Source organism: Collinsella sp. AF39-11AT (assembly GCF_003474585.1).
GTDB lineage: Bacteria > Actinomycetota > Coriobacteriia > Coriobacteriales > Coriobacteriaceae > Collinsella.
This window is the reverse complement of record NZ_QROG01000007.1, coordinates 1-20,364: the sequence shown is the minus strand read 5'-3', so window position 1 is coordinate 20,364 and position 20,364 is coordinate 1. Positions and strand designations below refer to the sequence as shown.

At 59.5% G+C, this 20,364-nt stretch carries 16 protein-coding genes; 12 read left to right on the top strand and 4 right to left on the bottom strand.

The features are described from left to right. The first annotated feature begins 6 nt into the window (after nt 1–6). Nucleotides 7–3,546: a pyruvate:ferredoxin (flavodoxin) oxidoreductase gene (gene nifJ, locus DW037_RS04240; RefSeq protein ID WP_117770643.1), complete on the top strand. Its 3,540-nt coding sequence runs from the start codon at nt 7–9 to the stop codon at nt 3,544–3,546. A 278-nt stretch (nt 3,547–3,824) separates the two neighbouring features. On the opposite strand, the gene DW037_RS04235 is transcribed toward nifJ, so the two are convergent. After that, a complete protein-coding gene (locus tag DW037_RS04235) occupies nt 3,825–5,186 on the bottom strand; it encodes an ATP-binding protein (protein WP_117634440.1) in 1,362 nt (453 codons plus the stop codon). A gap of 107 nt (nt 5,187–5,293) precedes the next feature. Next, complete coding sequence (locus DW037_RS10600; protein WP_156333784.1) at nt 5,294–5,443, bottom strand: hypothetical protein; 150 nt, start codon at nt 5,441–5,443, stop codon at nt 5,294–5,296. Between the two features lie 435 nt (nt 5,444–5,878). Between DW037_RS10600 and arcC the strand changes: the two genes are divergently transcribed. Beyond that, nucleotides 5,879–6,841, top strand: coding sequence for a carbamate kinase (gene arcC, locus DW037_RS04230; protein ID WP_006235166.1), 963 nt, complete (start codon nt 5,879–5,881; stop codon nt 6,839–6,841). 387 nt (nt 6,842–7,228) lie between these two features. Here arcC and DW037_RS04225 read toward each other — a convergent pair whose 3' ends face one another. Then, nucleotides 7,229–7,705, bottom strand: coding sequence for a C39 family peptidase (locus tag DW037_RS04225; protein ID WP_117564962.1), 477 nt, complete (start codon nt 7,703–7,705; stop codon nt 7,229–7,231). Nucleotides 7,706–7,714: 9 nt separating this feature from the next. Beyond that, nucleotides 7,715–8,230, bottom strand: coding sequence for a hypothetical protein (locus DW037_RS10485; RefSeq protein WP_147352006.1), 516 nt, complete (start codon nt 8,228–8,230; stop codon nt 7,715–7,717). Nucleotides 8,231–8,586: 356 nt separating this feature from the next. On the opposite strand from DW037_RS10485, the gene DW037_RS04220 reads away from it, so the two are divergent. From DW037_RS04220 to DW037_RS04175, 10 genes are all read left to right on the top strand, one after another. Beyond that, nucleotides 8,587–10,038: an APC family permease gene (locus tag DW037_RS04220; protein ID WP_117646630.1), complete on the top strand. Its 1,452-nt coding sequence runs from the start codon at nt 8,587–8,589 to the stop codon at nt 10,036–10,038. A gap of 131 nt (nt 10,039–10,169) precedes the next feature. After that, nucleotides 10,170–11,447: an amidohydrolase family protein gene (locus tag DW037_RS04215; RefSeq protein WP_117770285.1), complete on the top strand. Its 1,278-nt coding sequence runs from the start codon at nt 10,170–10,172 to the stop codon at nt 11,445–11,447. A 117-nt stretch (nt 11,448–11,564) separates the two neighbouring features. Then, nucleotides 11,565–12,950 carry a histidine kinase gene (locus DW037_RS04210; protein ID WP_233504650.1) on the top strand — a complete coding sequence of 462 codons (1,386 nt, stop codon included), beginning with the start codon at nt 11,565–11,567 and terminating at the stop codon, nt 12,948–12,950. A gap of 40 nt (nt 12,951–12,990) precedes the next feature. Beyond that, nucleotides 12,991–13,725, top strand: coding sequence for a LytTR family DNA-binding domain-containing protein (locus tag DW037_RS04205; protein ID WP_117716143.1), 735 nt, complete (start codon nt 12,991–12,993; stop codon nt 13,723–13,725). 92 nt (nt 13,726–13,817) lie between these two features. Then, a complete protein-coding gene (locus DW037_RS04200) occupies nt 13,818–14,762 on the top strand; it encodes a zinc dependent phospholipase C family protein (RefSeq protein WP_117634430.1) in 945 nt (314 codons plus the stop codon). Between the two features lie 101 nt (nt 14,763–14,863). Beyond that, on the top strand, nt 14,864–16,123 hold the full coding sequence (locus DW037_RS04195; RefSeq protein WP_117770287.1) for an MFS transporter: 1,260 nt from the start codon (nt 14,864–14,866) through the stop codon (nt 16,121–16,123). Between the two features lie 171 nt (nt 16,124–16,294). Beyond that, nucleotides 16,295–17,482, top strand: a complete 1,188-nt coding sequence (locus tag DW037_RS04190) for a glycosyltransferase (protein ID WP_117638136.1) — start codon at nt 16,295–16,297, stop codon at nt 17,480–17,482. Beyond that, nucleotides 17,479–18,822, top strand: coding sequence for a histidine kinase (locus tag DW037_RS04185; RefSeq protein ID WP_006235157.1), 1,344 nt, complete (start codon nt 17,479–17,481; stop codon nt 18,820–18,822). Before DW037_RS04190 ends, DW037_RS04185 begins: the two co-directional genes overlap by 4 nt. Nucleotides 18,823–18,894: 72 nt before the next feature. Beyond that, entirely contained in the window at nt 18,895–19,611 is a 717-nt protein-coding gene (locus DW037_RS04180) for a LytTR family DNA-binding domain-containing protein (RefSeq protein WP_006235156.1), read from the top strand. Nucleotides 19,612–19,707: 96 nt separating this feature from the next. Next, on the top strand, nt 19,708–20,175 hold the full coding sequence (locus tag DW037_RS04175; protein ID WP_118372881.1) for a YfcE family phosphodiesterase: 468 nt from the start codon (nt 19,708–19,710) through the stop codon (nt 20,173–20,175). Nucleotides 20,176–20,364: the final 189 nt, after the last annotated feature.

Below are 20,364 nucleotides of genomic sequence, written 5' to 3'. Positions count from 1 at the left end.
GGGTATATGGCGCGTAAGTTTAAGTCTATGGACGGCAACGAGGCGGCCGCATATGTTTCGTATGCGTACACCGAGGTAGCGGGAATCTATCCCATTACGCCGTCCAGCCCGATGGCCGACCATGTCGACCAGTGGGCGGCCCAGGGTCGCAAGAATATCTTCGGCACCCCGGTCAAGGTCGTCGAGATGGAGTCCGAGGCAGGTGCAGCCGGTACCGTTCACGGTTCGCTGGGCGCCGGTGCTCTGACCACCACCTACACGGCTTCTCAGGGTCTGCTCCTGATGATCCCGAACATGTACAAGATCGCGGGCGAGCAGCTCCCGGGCGTCTTCCACGTCTCCGCGCGTTGCGTCGCTTCCCACGCCCTGAACATCTTTGGCGATCACTCCGACGTCATGGCCTGCCGCCAGACCGGTTTCGCCATGCTCGCCGAGGGCAACGTCCAGGAGGTCATGGACCTCTCGCCGGTGGCTCACCTTGCCGCCATCGAGGGTAAGACCCCGTTCCTTAACTTCTTCGACGGCTTCCGCACCAGCCACGAGATCCAGAAGGTCGCCATGTGGGACTACAAGGATCTGGCCGAGATGTGCGACATGGACGCCGTCCAGGCTTTCCGCGACCACGCGCTCAACCCTGAGCACCCGCACACCCGCGGCAGCCACGAGAACGGCGATATCTTCTTCCAGAACCGTGAGGCCTGCAACAAGGTCTACGACGAGCTTCCCGCCGTCGTCGAGGGCTACATGAAGAAGATCAACGAGAAGCTCGGCACCGATTACGGCCTGTTCAACTACTACGGCGCTCCCGATGCTGATCGCGTCGTCGTGTGCATGGGCTCCTTCTGCGACGTGCTCGAGGAAGTCATCGACTACCTCAACGCTCACGGCGAGAAGGTCGGCCTGGTCAAGGTTCGCCTGTTCCGCCCGTTCTCCATCAAGCACTTTGTGGACGTTCTCCCCGAGACCGTCCAGAAGATCGCCGTCATGGACCGTACCAAGGAGCCGGGTTCCATCGGCGAGCCGCTCTACCAGGACGTCGTCTCCGCTCTCTACGAGGCCGGCAAGACGGGCATCAAGGTCGTCGGCGGCCGTTATGGCCTGGGCAGCAAGGACACGCCTCCCGCGTCCGCGTTCGCTGTCTTCGAGGAGCTCAAGAAGGACGAGCCCAAGCGCGAGTTCACCATCGGCATTGTCGATGACGTGACCAACCTGAGCCTGCCCGAGGCCGAGGATGCGCCCAACACCGCAGCCCCCGGCACCATCGAGTGCAAGTTCTGGGGTCTGGGTGGCGACGGTACCGTCGGCGCCAACAAGAACTCGATCAAGATCATCGGCGACCACACCGACAAGTACGTCCAGGCCTACTTCCAGTACGACTCCAAGAAGACCGGCGGCGTCACTGTCTCGCACCTGCGCTTTGGTGATTCCCCGATCCGCTCGCCGTACTACGTGACCAAGGCCGACTTTGTCGCTTGCCACAACCCCAGCTACATCGTTAAGGGCTTCAAGATGGTCCGCGACGTCAAGCCGGGCGGCACCTTCCTGGTCAACTGCCAGTGGAGCGACGAGGAGTTCGCCGAGCACATGCCCGCCGTGGCCAAGCGCTACATCGCGAACAACAACGTCAACGTCTACCTGATCGACGCTATCGACCTGGCGGCCAAGGTCGGCATGGGCAAGCGCACCAACACGGTGCTCCAGTCCGCCTTCTTCGCGCTGGCCAAGGTCCTGCCCGCCGAGAACGCCCTGCAGTACATGAAGGACGCGGCTACCAAGTCCTACATGAAGAAGGGCCAGGCTATCGTCGACGCCAACCACAAGGCCATCGATGCCGGCGCTACTGCTTTCCGTAAGTTCGAGGTTCCGGCCGACTGGGCTACCGCCGAGGACGCCGCTCCCGTCGAGCTCTCCGAGGAGACCAAGTCCGCCATCGCCCAGCAGGTCAAGAACCTGCTCGAGCCCATCGATCGCATGGATGGCGACAGCCTGCCCGTTTCCGCCTTCGTCGGTTGCGCCGACGGCCAGTTTGAGCTGGGCGCCTCCGCATACGAGAAGCGCGGCGTCGCCGTGGTCGTTCCCCACTGGGACGAGACCAAGTGCATCCAGTGCAACCAGTGCGCCTACGTGTGCCCGCATGCCACCATCCGTCCGTTCGCGATGACCGAGGACGAGGCTGCCGCCGCGCCCGAGGCTACCCGCACGCTCGACGCCATGGGCCCCAAGGCCAAGGGCATGAAGTTCACCATGGCTGTGTCCCCGCTCGACTGCATGGGTTGCACCAACTGCGTCAAGGTCTGCCCCAAGGGCGCCCTCGAGATGGTTCCCACCGAGCAGGAGATGGACCAGCAGCCCGTTTGGGACTACATGGTCGAGAACGTCTCCGAGAAGAAGGAGCTCATCGCGGCCAACGTCAAGGGCAGCCAGTTTAAGCAGCCCTACCTGGAGTTCTCGGGTTCCTGCGCCGGCTGTGCCGAGACCGCCTATGCACGTCTGGTGACCCAGGTCGCCGGCGACCGCATGTTCATTTCCAACGCCACCGGCTGCTCCTCCATTTGGGGTAACCCCGCTGCCACCGCTCCTTACTGCAAGGACAAGGACGGTCACGGCCCGGCGTGGAACAACTCCCTGTTCGAGGACAATGCCGAGCACGGTCTGGGCATGGCCGTTGGCTATGAGGCCGTTCAGCACAAGCTGATCGCCGCTACCCAGGACATCATCGCTGCCGATGGTCCGTCCGATGAGCTCAAGGCCGCCGGTCAGGCTTGGATCGACTCCGTCAACGACGCCGAGGCCTCCAAGACCGCTGCCGCTGCCTACGTTGCCGAGCTCGAGAAGTGCGGCTGCGACGCTTCCAAGGCAATCCTCGCCGACAAGGCTTACCTCACCAAGAAGTCCTTCTGGATCTTCGGCGGCGACGGCTGGGCCTACGACATCGGCTTCGGTGGCCTGGACCACGTCCTGGCTTCCGGCCACAACGTCAACGTCTTCGTCTTCGACACCGAGGTCTACTCCAACACCGGCGGTCAGGCCTCCAAGGCCTCGAACCTGGGCCAGGTCGCTCAGTTCGCCGCTGCCGGTAAGGTGACCAAGAAGAAGTCCCTGGCCGAGATTGCCATGAGCTACGGCTACGTCTACGTGGCGCAGGTCGCCATGGGCGCCAACCCGGCTCAGACCCTCAAGGCCATTCACGAGGCCGAGGCCTACGACGGTCCGTCCCTCATCATCGGCTACAGCCCCTGCGAGATGCACTCCATCAAGAAGGGCGGCATGCAGAACTGCCAGGCCGAGATGAAGAAGGCTGTCGAGTGCGGTTACTGGAACCTCTTCCGCTTCAACCCCGAGGCTGCTGCCGGCAAGAAGTTCTCACTCGATTCCAAGGAGCCCGCGGGCGGTTATCAGGAGTTCCTGATGAACGAGGCCCGTTACGCTTCGCTGACGCGTTCCTTCCCCGAGCGCGCCGAGGAGCTCTTCAAGGAGAATGAGCAGGCCGCTATGGACCGCTATCAGCACCTGCTGAAGCTCAAGACGGTGTACAACGAGGCCTAGGTCTCCCACCGCAGGATCTGAGGGCTAACCTTCGCGGACGTCCTCGGACATGAAAGAACCCCCGCTGCGCACTACGTGCGGCGGGGGTTCTTTCGTCCTGCGGAGTGTCCGCGAAGGTTAGACCTCAGATCCTGCTACGACTACGTCCTCGGATTGTGGGGCTGAACGAGGGGCGTGGTTGGTGGGGCCTTTTATCCCGGTCGCTGTTTCGCGGCTTTGCCGCGAAACCACGCGCTGCTTTGGGCATAGAGGGGGACCTGGTTGCGGACCCAGATGGCCTAGAGGGATATGGGTGCAAACGAGAAATCGTTGTTGGGGTCGTCCTTTTCCATAAACTCATCGAGACAGAATGTCATATAGATTGGAACGTAAAGGATCTTGCCCTCTTTGCAAAGGTTTTCGTGGCTCAGCACAACGGCCTCGGGAATTTTGTACTCGCCCACACTCATCAAACGGTCGAGGGCTGCATGTGCTCGAACTTTCTTGCCCGATTTGACTTCGATTGGGACAACATGCCCGCGGGCACCTTCGATTACAAAGTCGACTTCACCGACCTCACGCGTTTGGTAGTACCACGTATCTGCTCCGAGGGCAACGAGTTCCTGTGCGACCACGTTCTCATAGAGGCCGCCGAGGTTGGGGGTTTTCATGTCAAGGTAGACGGCGCGTGCCGTGCTGCCGGGATACCGCGATGCGAGCATACCTGTATCGGACTCGTATAGTTTAAAGGCCGTCGTTTTCTCCGTCCTCTTGAGAGGACTTCGTGCCTCCGTCACCTGGGGGACCATCAATCCAACGCCTGCGTTCACCAGCCATAGGAAATCCTGCTCGTATTTTTGAAGACGAGCTCCCTCGCCTAGAGACGAGACGATAAAGCGATGGGACTCCGCCTCAAGCTGAACGGGAATTTGCTCGAAAATGGAGCGAACGTTAAACGCTCGAGTCGATGCATATTTAGAGATATCGCTTTTGTACTGATCGACTAGCTGAATTTGAAGCTCACGCGTTCTCACGAGCGAATAGCCCGAATCGATATAGTTCTGAACGACCTCCGGCATGCCGCCGCAAACGATATAGGCTCTAAAGTTTTTGAGCATCGCCTCATGAATAAAATTTTCGACGGGACGCCTCTCGACAAGGCAGCTGCGGATGTCTGCAAGCACATTCTCGCTGACGCTGTTTGCCCAACAAAACTCTTCAAAATCCATCGGCCGCATAACAATGTGCTCGACATACCCTACCGGAAAAGAAGAGATCCCCTTAAACTCAGTCCCAAGCATAGACCCCGAGAAGACATAGCTAAAGCGTCCGTCCTCGACCAGCGCCTTCATAAGTGTAACGATCTGCGGATACTCCTGAATCTCATCGACGAAGATAAGCGTGTCTCCTTCAACAAGCGGTGCATCCGCAAGAAGGGCCACACGGTTGATGAAGTCAATGGAGTTCTTAGCGCCAACAAGTACGTCTCTTGCCTCGGCATCAAGTAGCAGATTGACCTCATAATACGAAGCGTAGTTGCTCTTTCCAAACGCGCGAATCGCATAGCTCTTGCCAATCTGACGCGCACCGGTAACAAGCAGGGCCTTATGGGAGTTATTCTTCCAGCTCAAAAGCCTATCAGTGACTTTGCGGCGTAGCATTAAAACACCTCATTGACAAAAATTGGCAAATAGATTTGCCCCTAATCATACAAAAATTGACAAATAGATTTGACCCAAATCATACAAAAATTGGCAAATAGCAAAGCTCACTTAGGCCTCAAAGCCAGCGAACCAGCACGGTACTTTGCGAAAAGGCTGGCGGCGCCGTTGTTGAGGGTGGCCAGGTTGACAGTGGCGCCGTTAGCGTTCTCGGCTGCTTGGGCGCGCAGGAGCGAAAGGGCGTCGGCAGCGTTCATGCAGAAGCCGACGGTAAAGTTCCATACTGCGAACTCGCAGTCGCTTGCCGCGGGGTGAAGCGCGATCGGCTATCCCTTATGTTGGATGAAAAGCCCCATGTTTTTGCAGGGGTGCATACTCGTCAAATTAATGTATAGAATCGCGTATAGTGCGAGTAAGATATTGCGCTGTCCGTTTTGTGTTTAGCAAAGATATAGTTTGCATAATCTGGTCTAATCCCTGCTCTATTTAAATAAAGTTGCACGTAAATGGCGTAGATATGCCTGAACTGGGCTTCTTTACGCTGAGCGGGTAAAATCGACCGTTCGCCGCTTAGGTATTTTCAAAATGAATAAAATGAGCGATAAAGAGAATATAAACCTTAATAAACTCGCGTATCGCACGGACGCGGGTTATTAATGGGTTGTAGGCCTTTTACAGAAAGGATTCCAGCAATGTCTAAGCCTCTTGGCAAGCCCGATCGTATTGTCGTCGCCCTCGGCGGCAACGCCCTCGGCAACAACCCCGTCGAGCAGATCGAGGCCGTGAGCAACACCGCCCACGCTCTCCTTGGTCTTATCGAGCAGGGCAACGAGATCATCATCACCCACGGCAACGGCCCGCAGGTCGGCATGATCCAGAACGCCTTCGCCGCCGCCCACGACGCCATCGGCACCCCCGAGATGCCGCTGCCCGAGTGCGGCGCCATGTCCCAGGGCTACATCGGCTACCACCTGCAGCAGGGCATCGGCCGCGAGATGCACAAGCGCTATAAGCGTTGGCACGCCGCCACCGTCGTCACCCAGATCGAGTGCGATCCGGATGATCCCGCGTTCAAGAACCCGACCAAGCCGATCGGCCCCTTCTACACCGAGGAGCAGGCCAAGGAGTTCATGGCCGAGGATCCCTCCAAGGTCTTCGTCGAGGACTCCGGCCGCGGCTGGCGTCGCGTCGTCGCCTCCCCCGATCCCAAGAAGATCGTCGAGGCTGACTCCATCCTCAACCTGCTCGACAACGAGTTCATCGTCATCGCCTGCGGTGGCGGCGGCATCCCCGTCGTCCGCGACTACGAGAACAAGGGTTGCTACAAGGGCGTTCCCGCCGTTATCGACAAGGACCTGGGCGGCGAGCTGCTGGCCGAGGACTGCGACGCCGACGTCCTGTTCCTGCTGACCGCCGTTGAGCATGTCGCCATCAACTTTGGCAAGCCCAACCAGGAGGAGCTCGAGGACCTCACCGCCGACGAGGCCGAGCGCCTGGCCGACGAGGGCCAGTTCGGCAAGGGTTCCATGGAGCCCAAGGTCCGCGCTGCCATCAAGTTTGCCCGTTCCCGCAAGGGCCGCACCTGCATCATCGGCGCCCTGGACAAGGCCGCCGAGACCATGGCCGGCCTCTCCGGTACCCGCATTCACGAGTAGTCCCTACTCTGTTGCCTCTCCCGTGGGCGCCAGGCAAAGCGCCCACAGACTAGCCTCTCTTCATGAGCCCCGCAGTCCGCTCCGACTGCGGGGCTTTTGCTATTCAGCTAGTCATTAGGGACAGACTTAAATGAGTAGCACCAATCAACTGCGGAAAGTGCATCCCAGAATGAACGTCCAAAACGGGATCTAGTTTCCCTTGAGGTCCTCAACGGGAAAATGCATCCCCGAATTTGGCCGAAAAGCGGGATGTTGTTTCCCAAACGGACCGCTAGCGGAAAGCGCATCTCACCATTGAGTTCCAAAGTGGGATGCGCTTTCCGTACCGGCGGTTCCTGGCAATCTGGGACTACTCATTTAAGTCTGTCCCCAATGAGTGCCCAATGACTAGTAGTAGGCCCACATGGCTTCGATTTCGTTGAGGACCTCCACCACGCCCCAGCGGCGGGCGCTGCGGCTGGCCGAGTTGGGGTCGTAGACGCCAATCTGGTTGGCATCGTCGATGCCGTAGAGCACGATGTAGTGGCCTACGTTGGTAAACGTACCGGGGCGCACTGCGGCGATGACGGGCGCACCCGAGCGAAGTGCTTGGGTAATCGATTCGCGATTGTTATAGAGCTGTGTTCCGTTGAGCCCCAGCTGCCACGCACCGCCTGTCATAAACGACCACTCGGTGGCACCAGTGGGGGCGTAGTTGCCGGCTTCGGCCAGTGCGCATATATCGACCGGCGTCTTATCGGTGTGGCCGGTCTTAAAGATATAGACCATGGTGAGGCAAGTGGGGCCGCAAGCGTTTTCGCGAATAGTGCCACCGGCATAGGGCAGCTCCGACCATGCGGGGTCAATTTGGTAGATGTGGGGCATGGTGCCGGCCTACCACTGCGAGCGTGGGGTCGAGAACGCAAAGGAGTAACCGGGTGCGACGGGAGCTTTAAGCAGCTTGTCCTCGGCAGTGGGCTCGAGACCGGCTGATCCGTGAGAGATACAGGATCCCAAAAACACAAAGACGAGGCAGGCGGCGATGGAGCAAAACGCAAGGCGTAGGCGGCGGGCCGGAAGCGCGTGACTTGTGGTGTGCGACGCGGGGCGAGGGGCGGAATTGCCGCGATCGCGTTGAGGTCGCGAAAAGGAGCGCTTAACGTAGTAGTCGGTCTTACGGCGATCGTAGCGGCGTGGCTGCGATGTGTCGGTCTGGCGTTGGCGTGTGCTCGTACTCATTCGGTCTGACTGCTGCACGGTACGGCTTTGTTGCCGCGAAGAAGCCCCGAGCTGCTCTTGGGGGCGCTGCGGGTTGTCGTTGTCGGAGGTGCTTCTGGGCGTTGGCGTGGTGCGGCCGGCAAGGCGCACGCTTTGTGGCCGTTGGTCGCCGTCATTGTATCCATATGCCATTCGAATCACCTTGCCTCATGTGTAACTTGTCTATCCTACATAAAAAGATGCACGACACATGGGCATGTGCGCCAAAAGCCTGACAAATGGTATGAACGTTGCCGCGCCGCGCGCCAAGCGTCACGGCAACAGGTATTCAAAAGCAGCCAAGATGAAAGCGTCCAAGACGAATGACGTCTTCCTCCGTTCGTCCCAAAAACGGCGCCGCTCGTTTTGCAGTTCTGCCTTCGGTCGAGCCACAAGCGGCGCTGCTGTGCCAAGGCCGTATCTTAAAGCCACGAAATAAAAGCGCGCGGCAAAACAGACCGCGCAAGGGGTGACGCCAAAGAGGCGTCAATAAGGAAAGGAGGGGAACAATGGCGGACAAGAACGCAGAAGTTGCAGTCGAAGGTAACGGTGGCATGAAGAAAACGCTTTCGCTCTGGAACTTCTTCACCATCGGTTTCGGTGCCATCATCGGTACTGGTTGGGTCCTGCAGGTCGGCGACTGGATGGTCGTGGGCGGCGGTCCCGTTCCCGCTATGATCGCATTCCTCTTGGGTGCAATCTTCCTCGTGCCCGTCGGAGCTGTTTTCGGTGAGCTCACGGCTGCTATCCCCATCTCGGGCGGCATCGTCGAGTATGTCGACCGTAGCTTTGGCCGTACGCTGAGCTACATCACCGGTTGGCTCCTGGCCCTGGGCAACGGCATCCTGTGCCCGTGGGAGGCCATCGCCATTTCGACCCTCGTGTCCGAGATGTTCGGCAGCCTGCCCGGTCTTGAGTGGCTGCGCGCCGTCAAGCTCTACACCATCTTGGGCGCCGACGTTTACCTGTTCCCGACGCTAATCGCGCTCGGCTTTGCAGTCTACGTCATCTTCCTCAACTTCCGCGGTGCCAGCTCGGCCGCCAAGCTCCAGGCCTTCCTGACCAAGGCTCTGCTCTGCGGCATGCTGCTCGCCATGGGTGTCTCGCTGTTCACCGGTTCGCCGGAACACGCCATGCCCGTGTTCTCCCAGGTCACCGGTGCTGGCGGCGGCAAGCCCGCTACCGAGGGCACCAGCCTGTTCGCCGGCATCGTGTCGGTCCTGGTTCTGACCCCGTTCTTCTACGCCGGCTTCGATACCATTCCTCAGCAGGCTGAGGAAGCAGCCGAGGGCCTCAACTGGAACAAGTTCGGCAAGATCATCTCCCTGGCCCTGCTGGCCGCCGGCGGCTTCTACATGGTCTGCATCTACTCGTTCGGCACCATCCTCGACTGGCATGAGTTTGTTAAGAGCCCGGTTCCCGCGCTTGCCTGCCTCAAGGGCATCAACATGCTCCTGTACCTGGCCATGCTCGTCATCGCCACGCTTGGACCCATGGGCCCGATGAACTCCTTCTACGGCGCCACGAGCCGCATCATGCTTGCCATGGGCCGCAAGGGCCAGCTGCCCGAGAAGTTCGCCGAGGTCGATCCCAAGTCCGGCGCTCCCAAGCTCGCCTGCGCCGTCCTGGGCGTCATCACCGTCATCGGTCCGTTCCTGGGCAAGAACATGCTCATCCCTCTGACCAACGTGTCGGCTCTCGCCTTCATCTTCTCCTGCGGCATGGTCGCCCTCGCTTGCCTGCGCATGCGCTTCACCGAGCCCGACCTGCCTCGTCCCTACGAGGTGCCCGGCGGCAAGTTTGGCATCAGCCTCGCTGTCGCTGCCTGCGCCGTCATCATCGGCCTGCTCGTGGTCCCGTTCTCTCCCGCCTCCCTCAACATGGTGGAGTGGAGCATCGTGATCGGCTGGCTGGCCGTTGGCCTGGCCCTCATGGCCTTCACCAATTCCCGCAAAAAATAACGCCTAGCCGGGGCGGATCGGGTGCGCGGACCCCTCTCTTCCGCGCACCGAACCCGGCACCACTTGGGTAGCTTTGTGAGGCCATAACCCAACATGGCCTCGCCCACTATATGGATCCATAAGGAGGAACCATGTCCACTAAGTATGCAATCGTTGGCGGCAAGCTCATCGACGGTACCGGTGCCGAGCCGGTCGAGAACTCCCTCGTTCTCGTCGACGACAACGGCAAGATCGAGTATGCCGGTACTATGCAGGACCTTCCCGAGGGCGTTGAGGTTATCGACGCCGCCGGCAAGACCGTCCTTCCCGGCCTGATCGACACCCACCTGCACTTCTCGGGCAACCTGACCGACGATGACACCGACTGGGTCATGCAGCCGCTCCTCGAGAAGCAGGCCGTCGCCGTCAAGCAGGCCTACGACTGCCTCACCCACGGCCTCACCACCGTCTGCGAGATCGGCCGCTTTGGTATCCAGATTCGCGACTGCATCGACAAGGGCGTCTTCAAGGGCCCGCGCGTTCTGGCCACTGGTCTTGGCTTCTGCCGCGTTGCCGGCCACGGTGACTCCCACCACTGCACCCAGGAGCTCAACAAGGAATCCCATCCCTGGGGCGACCAGGTCGATGGTCCTTGGGATCTGCGCAAGGCCGTCCGTCGTCGCCTGCGCGAGAACCCCGATGCCATCAAGATCTGGGCTACCGGTGGCGGCATCTGGCGTTGGGATTCCGGTCGCGACCAGCACTATTGCTCCGAGGAGATCCAGGCCGTGGTCGAAGAGGCAAAGATGGTCGGCATCCCCGTGTGGAGTCACTGCTACAACAACCACGCCGCCGCCTACGACTCCGTTCGCTTTGGCTGCGAGCAGCTGATTCACGGCTTCGATATCGATGAGCGCACCATGGACCTCATGGCCGAGCAGGGCACCTTCTTCACCCCGACGATCGCCTTCCTGCCCACCTGGTACGCCACCTATCCGCCCGTCTACGTCCCCGAGCTGCACGACAAGTACGAGGGCACCCTGGTCGAGAAGGAGCTGCAGCGCAACTACGACTGCCTGCGCGAGGCCAAGAAGCGCGGCGTCGTCATGACGATCGGCTCCGACTCCTTCTCCTTCGTCACCCCGTACGGCACCTGCTCCATCGAGGAGATGTACGAGTTCGTCGACAAGATCGGCTTCACTCCGGTCGAGACCATCACCTGCGCCACCCTCAACGGTGCCAAGATGTGCCACATCGAGGACGAGACCGGTTCCATCGAGGCCGGCAAGTGCGCCGACCTGCTGGTTGTCAACGGTGACGTCGCCGCCGACATCCACGTGCTCAACACCGACAACATGGACGTCATCATGAAGGATGGCTGGATCATCGAGGCTGGCACTTTTGGTGAGGCTAACAAATACAGCGCCTAAGATACCGTTTGTCGATGGCTTGATGTAAAACACAGTTTTTGATTGCATAATGCAATGGAGAGGGTCGCTTGCGGCCCTCTTTATTGCTATGGGTGCTAAGGACAAGAGGGGATGACGGTGGATTTAAACAGGCTGATTCTGGGCAAGAGCTACAACTCTACCAAGGTCTTTCGTACGGCCCAGCATGTTGTTCAGGCCATCCTGCTCGGTATTGTCGTTCCGGCGCTTATCCTGCTGCTTATCTGGGATTTAACCGATAATCCCAATCCCGTTCCGGGCGTTGTCGTTATTGCCGGTCTGGTCATGCTGTGCTTCTTCTTCTCGTATGTCTTTGTGGTCCCCGACGACCTCACATCGAGCGCAACCGACCGTACGCTCGCCATCGCATCAAAAATATTCGCCTACACGTCGCGCGGCCTTACGCCCGAAGCGGCCCTGGGCGCCTCTAAAATTATCCTGTCCGAGACCATCGCCTCTGCCATCTGCTTTACCGATGGCAAACAGGTGTTGGCAAGCTGGGGCGAGGACTCGGCAAAGTGCCCTGCCGGCACCCCGGTTGTACTCAAGACCACGCTCAACGTGATCGAGTCCGGCGAGCAGAGTGTATTTTCGCGCGACGCCTCCAATGAGACGGACGGCTATTTTCCCCGCCTGCGCGCCGGCATTGTCGCGCCGCTTACCGTGCGCGGGCATTGCGTGGGTACGCTCGAGCTGTATTATCCCCGCCTGAGCAGCATCGATATGCGCCAGACGGCGTTGGCCTCGGGTTTTGCCGATCTCATCTCCACGCAGCTCGCCAGCTTTGAGCTCGAGCGCCAGGACGAGCTCACAGCCCGCGTGGAGCTGCGCGCCTTGCAATCGCAGGTCGATCCTCATTTTCTGTTTAACACCATCAGCACCATCGTGTCGCTCGTGCGTACCGAGCCGGACAAGGCCAGGTCGCTGCTCATCGACTTTTCCAATTACTACCGTCAGACACTGTCCGATTCCGATACCCTCACAACGCTCGAGCACGAGGTGGAACAGGGCACTCGTTACATCAACCTTATGCAGGCCCGGTATGGCGACGGCCGTCTGCGCGTCTCGGTCGATATCGACTTTGAGGTGCGCGACAGCATGGTGCCGCCGTTTATCTTGCAGCCGCTGCTCGAAAACTGCATCAAGCATGCGCAGCGCGAGACCGAGCCGCTTTCTATTCATGTTAGGGCTTTTGAGACCGATGACGGCTTGGAGATCATCGTCGAAGATGACGGCATCGGTATGAGCGAAGAAGTCTGCGCGCATCTGTTTGAGCAGCATCGCCGAGAGGAGCCCGAGAGCATTACCGCCGACGGCTCCATCAAGCGAGGCTGCGGCCTGGCGCTCTTCAACGTGCTTCAGCGCATCCATTTCTTTTACGGAGAAGATTCTGGCATGCGCGTGAAGTCCCAGGAGGGCGTGGGAACGCAGGTCATCGTCGAGCTGAACGGCGAGCCGCATGAGCCGGCGCCGATGAAGGTGTAGCGCGCGGTTGGATTGAGAGAAAAAAAGAGGGGAAGCGCATATGTCCGAGGGATGGAACATCTTGGTGGTTGATGACGAGCCTCCTATTAGGGCTGAGCTACGTTATCTGCTGGAAAAGGATGCACGTGTGGGACAGATTGCCGAGGCGGGCAATGTCACCGAGGCCGTGGAGTCGATTCTGTCGAACAAGCCCGACGTGCTGTTTTTGGATATCACGATGCCCGGCCGCTCGGGAATCGAGCTTGCCGAGACGCTGCAGAACCTAAAAACGCCGCCGGTCGTGGTGTTTGTGACGGCATTTGCCGAGTATGCGGCCGATGCCTATAACCTCGATGCCATTGATTACGTCGTCAAGCCGGTCGAGGATGCCCGCCTGTCAAAGGCGCTCGATAAGATCGAGGCCGCCCTGGGCGTTCGTCGTGTCGTCCATGCTCCGCGCCAGCCCTTGCGTCTGACGGTGGATCGCGGGGGCAAAAAGGTGTTCATCCCCGTGGCGGATGTCTGCTACTTTGAGGCGCGTGCCGATTTTTGCAACGCCGTCTGCGCCGAGGGAACATATCTGATCAATGAGTCGATCTCTTCGCTCGAACGTCGCTTGGGCTCCGAGGGCTTTATTCGCGTTCATCGCAGCTATCTGGTCAATTTGGAAGACGTGCACAATGTTGAGATTGGCTCCACGGGGTTGATGGAGCTCAGGCTCGACCGCGTGAGCTCGACGGTGCCGGTGTCCCGTCGTCGTGCCGCCGAGGTCAAGTCGCACCTGGGGCTTGCGTAAGAGGCTTGCGTGCCGTCGTTTACCATCGCAGGTTTGGCATGGGCGCGCGGTGGGCATAATGGGTGGCATCGAATGAAATCGAAAGGATCATTATGCCCGCGCTTATCACCCATCATCTGTTTGGCGAGGAAAGCATCGACCGTCTTCCGCAGGGCGTCATCACGTCCGATGAAGAGCGCATTGCCTTTATCTTGGGCAACCAAGGCCCCGACCCGTTTTTCTTTCACATTCTGACACCGCGTGTTTCCGACTGCACGCTGCTGGCGCAGGTCATGCATCGGTCGCGCATGTCTCGCCAGTTCGCGTGCCTGCGCGATGGCGTGTCGCATCTGCTGCCGCGCGACGCCAGCTTGGGTCGTGCCTTTGCGCTGGGCCTGCTGTCTCATTACGTGCTCGACCGCAACGCTCACCCCTTTGTCTATGAGCAACAGTTTGGCATCGTGGAGTCCGATTCAGAGCTTGAGGATTCGAGCAGTCAGGTCCATGCCGTGATCGAGAGCGACCTGGATGTACTGATGCTGCAGCTTAAACGCGATGGCGCTACGGTTGACGATTACCCGCCGGCGGGCGAGATCGTCACCACCGATCGCATCAATCGCGTGGCCGGCGTGCTGATGAGCTATGTTGCCGGACGCGTGTACGGCATTGACATTCCGGCGGGGGAGTACGGTGCTGCCGTTGCCAATATGCAGCGACTTTACCGCGCGATTGAGCCGGCCGGCTCCGCAAAGACGCGCGCGATCTCGCTGGTTGAGGGCTTGGTGCACGACTACTCGCTGCTCGACGGCCTTGCGCACCGCGTGACGACCGAGCTGCCCGAGCGTACCGGCAACCTGGGCCACTTGGCATGGAAGAACCCCTTTACAGATGAAGTCTCGACCGAGAGCTTTCCCGAGGTCTTTGACCGCGCGCTGCTCGATTACGAGTGCACGGTTGCCCGCTTTATCGAGACCGGCGATATGGAAGCCGTGACCAACCATGTCAATTACAGCGGTCGCGTGCTCAATGCCGATGAGGAGTTCGACCGCGAGGAATAGGGCTCATGCGTGCCCCTTTGCCGAATCCTTACCGGTGCTTCTGGACAATTGGGGTACGATGAACTAACTGCATATCGGGCAAATACGAAGGGTCCCTGTCCATGAAATACACCAAGCTCGAGCGTAACTGGGTTATGTACGATGTGGGCAATTCGGCCCTCGTGCTGCTCAATACCTCGGTGGTGCCCATTTACTTTAACGCCATCAATACCGGCGCTTCCTCGGCCGACCTGGTGGTCGCTTGGGGCAATGCGCAGACGATCGCCTCGCTGGTCATCGCCATGCTCATGCCCATTCTGGGCGCACTTGCCGACTACGCCGGCAACAAGATCAAGTTCTTCTTGGGCTTCTTCCTCACGGGCCTGGTGCTTTGCCTGGCGCAGGCTATCCCAATGTCCGCCATGGCATTTTTGACCGTGTACGTGCTGTGCACCATCGGCCTTAACTCTTCTATGACGTTCTACGACGCCATGCTGCCTGACATTACCACCGACGAGCGCATGGACGCCGTGTCCAGCTCGGGTTATGCCTGGGGCTACATCGGTTCCACCGTGCCGTTCGTCATCTGCCTGGCGCTCATCATGGGTGGCCCCGCTCTTGGCATCCCCACCATGCTGGCAACGCGTCTGTCGTTTATCATCACTGGTGCCTGGTGGCTCATCTTTACCCTGCCGCTCATTCGCGCCTATAAGCAAAAGTACGGTCGCGAGCGCGGTCCCGAGGATACTATTGGCCACATCGTGGGCGGTGTGTTCTCCGAGGTCGGACACACCATGCGTGAGATCGCCCACAATAAGACCGTGCTGGTCTACATGATCGCGTTCTTCTTCTACATCGACGGTGTGCACACGGTTATTTCCATGGCAACCAGCTACGGATCGGCTCTGGGCATCGACTCGACCCAACTGGTGCTGGCTCTGCTCGTTACGCAGTTTGTGGCCTTCCCGTCCGCCATCATCTACGGTAAGCTCGCCGGCCGCGTGGGCACGCTCAATATGATCTTGGTGGCAGTCGCCGCCTACATGGGCATCGTGCTCTTTGCCGCGTTCTTCCTCAAGACTGCCTTTGAGTTTTGGGTGCTTGCCATTATGGTCGGCCTGTTCCAGGGCGGTGTGCAGGCGCTCAGCCGTAGCTACTTTGGCCGCATTATCCCCAAGGAAAAGTCCAACGAGTACTACGGCTTCTTTGACATCTTTGGTCGTTATGCAAGCGTTATGGGCACCTTCCTGGTGTCGGTCGTCACCTCGCTGACCGGCAACCCGTCGCTGGGCGTCCTTTCCATTGGCGTGCTGCTGGTCGTTGGCTTTATGCTACTGGTCCGCCTGTCCCGCATGACTCGGGCGGCAGAGCATGCCGCATAGGAGCGAGCGGCTATTGTGCCTGTCCACGGTACTCTTTTGGGGTTATCCGCAATAAACATTGCGACTTGCGAGCAATGATTTGCCCAAGTGGGTATGATGGAATCAGCTAGGTCGCGGGGCGTCGCCTGTGTTTGGCGGCGTCCCGTTTTTGTGTTGCAGGGAGGGTAAGGCATGAACGCCACGGTCGTGATTCCAACGTATTGGGCGGGCGATGACGCTTGCGCAAACGCCCCTGGCACCTATGACCATTCGACGCGACTCAACGCCGACAATCCCGAACTCGACCGCTGCCTGGCCTCGCTTGAGCAGGTGTGCGACATCCCGCGCATCATCCTTTTGGTGGTCTGTCCTGTTTCTGCCACAGCCGATGTGTCGCTGCGCGTGCACGAGATTGTCGACGCGCATCCCACGCTCAAGGTCACCGTTGTCACCAACACCCAGGCCTCGCGCATCGCAGACCGGGTTGCTCAGATCGCGCCCAAGGGTTCGGGCGAGTGCGTGAGCCTGCGAGGCTACGGTGCCATCCGCAACATGGGGCTAGCCTGTGCCGCTGTGCTGGGGCATGACGCGGTTATCTTTTTGGATGACGATGAGACTGTCATCGATGCCGACTTTATGAAGCGCGCGACCTACGCGCTGGGTCAGCAGACGCGCCAGGGCCTGCCGATCTTGGTCAAGAGCGGCTATTTCTACGATCGCGACGGCTCGCCGCTGGCTCCCACGGACAAGGCGGGCATCTGCCATCGTTGGTGGACCAAGCGCATCGAGTTCAACCGTTGGATGAAAAAGGCGCTCTCGGGCACCCGCATCTCGCGCTCCAACTACGTGTGCGGCGGCCTGATGGCCCTGCACGCCCGCGCCTTTACGCGTGTGGCCTTTGACCCGTTTATCACCCGCGGCGAGGACTTGGATTACCTCTTTAACATGCGTATGTTTGGCTACGACGTGTGGTTTGATAACGAGTGGACCGTGCGCCATCTGCCTCCGGAGTCCGAAAAGCGCTCACCGCGCTTTATGCAGGATGTATACCGTTGGTACTACGAACGGGCCAAGTTGACGTTCGCCGCGCATCAAAAGGAGCTCATCCCCGTTACGGCGGCATCGCTCATGCCCTACCCGGGCCCGTGGATTTCGCGCGAGCTCGACGACCGCGTGCGCAAGACCGCTATGGTCCGCAGCGTGTTTACCCGCGAGCATGAGGGCTACCTGCGCATCTGGCGCCATGGTATCGACGAGGCAAAGGCCTATGCGCGCCAAAACGCTGCAAGCTATCTGCGTTTCCAGAGCTTTTGGCCCAAGATTATGGACGGGCTTTGGCGTGACGCACAACTGATCAGTATTCTGGAGGGGGCCGAATGATCGACCGCCGCGCCCAGCGCGATAGTTCAATATCAATCTTTCGCATCATTGCCGTCGCCTGCGCCATTTGCGTGCTGGTGTACTTTATTTTCGCCTTGGTGACCGGTATCGAGCCGATCGCCACGGTGATTGCCTGCGCGCTGCTGTGCATCTTTCTGTGCATCTTTATCTTTTTGACGCTCAATCCCGATTCGGTGCGCTCCCAGTACACCGAGGAGACGCTCTCGGTGGCCTCGGCCATGCTCGAGGACATTAAGGGCGGTCTGACGCAGGAGTCGGCGCGTTTGGTGTGCCGGCGCATTTTGCCCGAGACGCGCGCCATGACGGTGGCCATCACCGACGAGGACAACGTGCTTGCCTGCGCGGGCGAGTTTGAGGAAAAACTGCTGCCCGATACTCCCATCCACACGCTTGCCACACGCTACGTTATCGAACATGGCATCGTGCAGTCGTTCAACCGTATGGTGGATGTCGTGGGCTCGGACGGCTCGCACAACCAAGTCCCCGCCGGCATTATCGCCCCCATCAAGGTGGGCGATCGTACCGTCGGTACGCTCAAGTTCTACTACAAGACCCCGCGCGCCGTCGACCGTACCCAGTACGCGCTTGCCTCGGGCTTTGCCGAGATCTTGTCCACGCAGCTCGCCATCCACGAGCTCGAGGTGCAAAAGGAGCTCACGGCGCGCGCCGAGGTGCGTGCGCTGCAGGCGCAGATTAACCCGCACTTCCTGTTCAACACGCTGAACACCATTGCATCGTTTACGCGCACCGACCCGCTGCGGGCCCGCGAACTGCTTCGTGAGTTCTCATCGTTCTATCGTGCCACGCTCGACAACTCGGGATCGCTTATTCCGGTCTCGCGCGAGGTCGCACAGACCAAGCGCTACCTTACCTTTGAGAAGGCCCGCTTTGGCGAGGACCGCGTGCTTGCGACGTTCGATGTGTCCGAGGACGTGGAAGATACGCTGGTGCCGGCGTTCGTGATCCAGCCGATTGTCGAGAACGCCGTACGTCATGGTATGGGCGATGACGACGCCCTGAGGATCGACGTGACCGTTCACCAAGACGGCGAGGATGCAATCTTGATTGCCGTGGCCGATAATGGCGTGGGCATGGATGAGGGTACCGCCGCCAGACTGTTTGACGAGCGCTCTGCCCGTCCCGACGCCAGCTCTCCCCAGGGTGGCGGCGCCGGTGTGGCCATGCACAATATTTCGGAGCGCATCCATCGCTTTTATGGGCCGCACTCCTATACGCGTGTCGAATCGGCGCCGGGCAAGGGCACCAAAGTGCTCCTTCATCTTGATTTGTCAGAGAGCATCTTTGACATTCAAGAGTAAAATAAAAGGCTACGGGCTCAACGTCATGCGACGGATGCCCGGCGTAGTTAGTTGACGAAAGGTTTTATCCCTATGCTGCGTGCGATGATTGTGGATGATGAGGCGCCGGCTCGCTCGGAGCTTCGCTTCCTGCTCGAGCAAACGGGCAAGATCGGCACGATCACGGAGGCGTCGAGCGTCCGCTCCGCCATCGAGATGCTTATGGAAAGTCGCGTGGATGTCGTGTTTCTCGATATCTCGATGCCCGGTGCCTCGGGCCTGCAACTTGCCGAGGCGCTGCATAAGCTCAAAAATCCGCCGGCGATTGTGTTTGTGACCGCGTATAGCGATCATGCCGTCGAGGCGTTCGACGTAGATGCTGTCGATTACCTAATGAAACCGGTTGAGGAGGCACGCCTGGATCGCGCGATCGAGAAGGTCATGCAACGCGCCAAGCCGGTTACGGACAGCAAAGTGACCATCGAGCGTATCCCGGTGGAAAAGGGCGGCCGCAAGGTGCTCATTCCCGTGGATGACATCCGCTTTATCATGGCAAAGGACGATTACTCCTGCATCTATACCGTCGATGATCGCTTTTTGTCGACGACCTCGCTGGCGCAGTTTGAGGCCAAGCTCTGCGACTTTGGCTTCTTCCGTGTTCACCGCCGCTATATCGTCAACCTAGCGTGCGTCACGGACGTTGAGACGGTGCCCTCGGGCGCCATCCAGCTGGGCATTACGGGCGTCGACGAACGCGTGCCGGTTTCGCGCCGCCGCGTCGTGCCGCTCAAGAAGGCTCTGAGTCTCTAGCACACTGGCCCCGCAGCCCTGTAGACCCATCGTCTGCGGGGCCGTGGGGCCTTTTTTGTATGTATCTGCCGAATCGTTTTTTGCGGAAGGGATCCCATGAACAGCGCAAGCGCCAAGCGCATCGACATCATCTCGGACACCCACGGCTATTTATCGCCTGCGCTCTTGGATGAGCTTGAGGGCGCAGACCTGATCATCCACGCCGGCGACCTTACGTCAGAGATGGACTACGAGCACCTATGCACCATCGCCCCCGTGCGGGCCGTATTGGGCAACAACGATTACTACCGCGACTACGGCCCCGATGTAGACCGTCTTGCGCTCTTTACCTACGAAGGCCTCAAATTCGCCGTAGCCCACTACCGCGAAGACCTTCCGGTGGGATCCGTAGACGTAGCCATCAACGGCCACACCCACGCAACCAAAGAAGCCCAAGTGGGCCGCTGCCTAGTCCTCAACCCGGGCAGCGCCAGCTATCCCAGAGGCACCCGAGGCCCCACCATGGCCAGAATGCTCGTTAAAGACGGCAAGATCCTAAGCACCAAGTTTATTGACTTGGAGTAACCGCAACAAAAGGCAGAGCTTCAGCGACAACCTTAGACAACCCCGCCGAGGAGAACGGGGACCTCGAGCCGCGGAAGCGGCGAGGAACAACAACGACTCGAACAAAGTGACGGCAGGGAGGGTCTCCGGGGCTGGGGGCGGGGGTTAAGTTTGTCGCGAGTTCCGCACGCAAAGGAAAGCACTTAATGT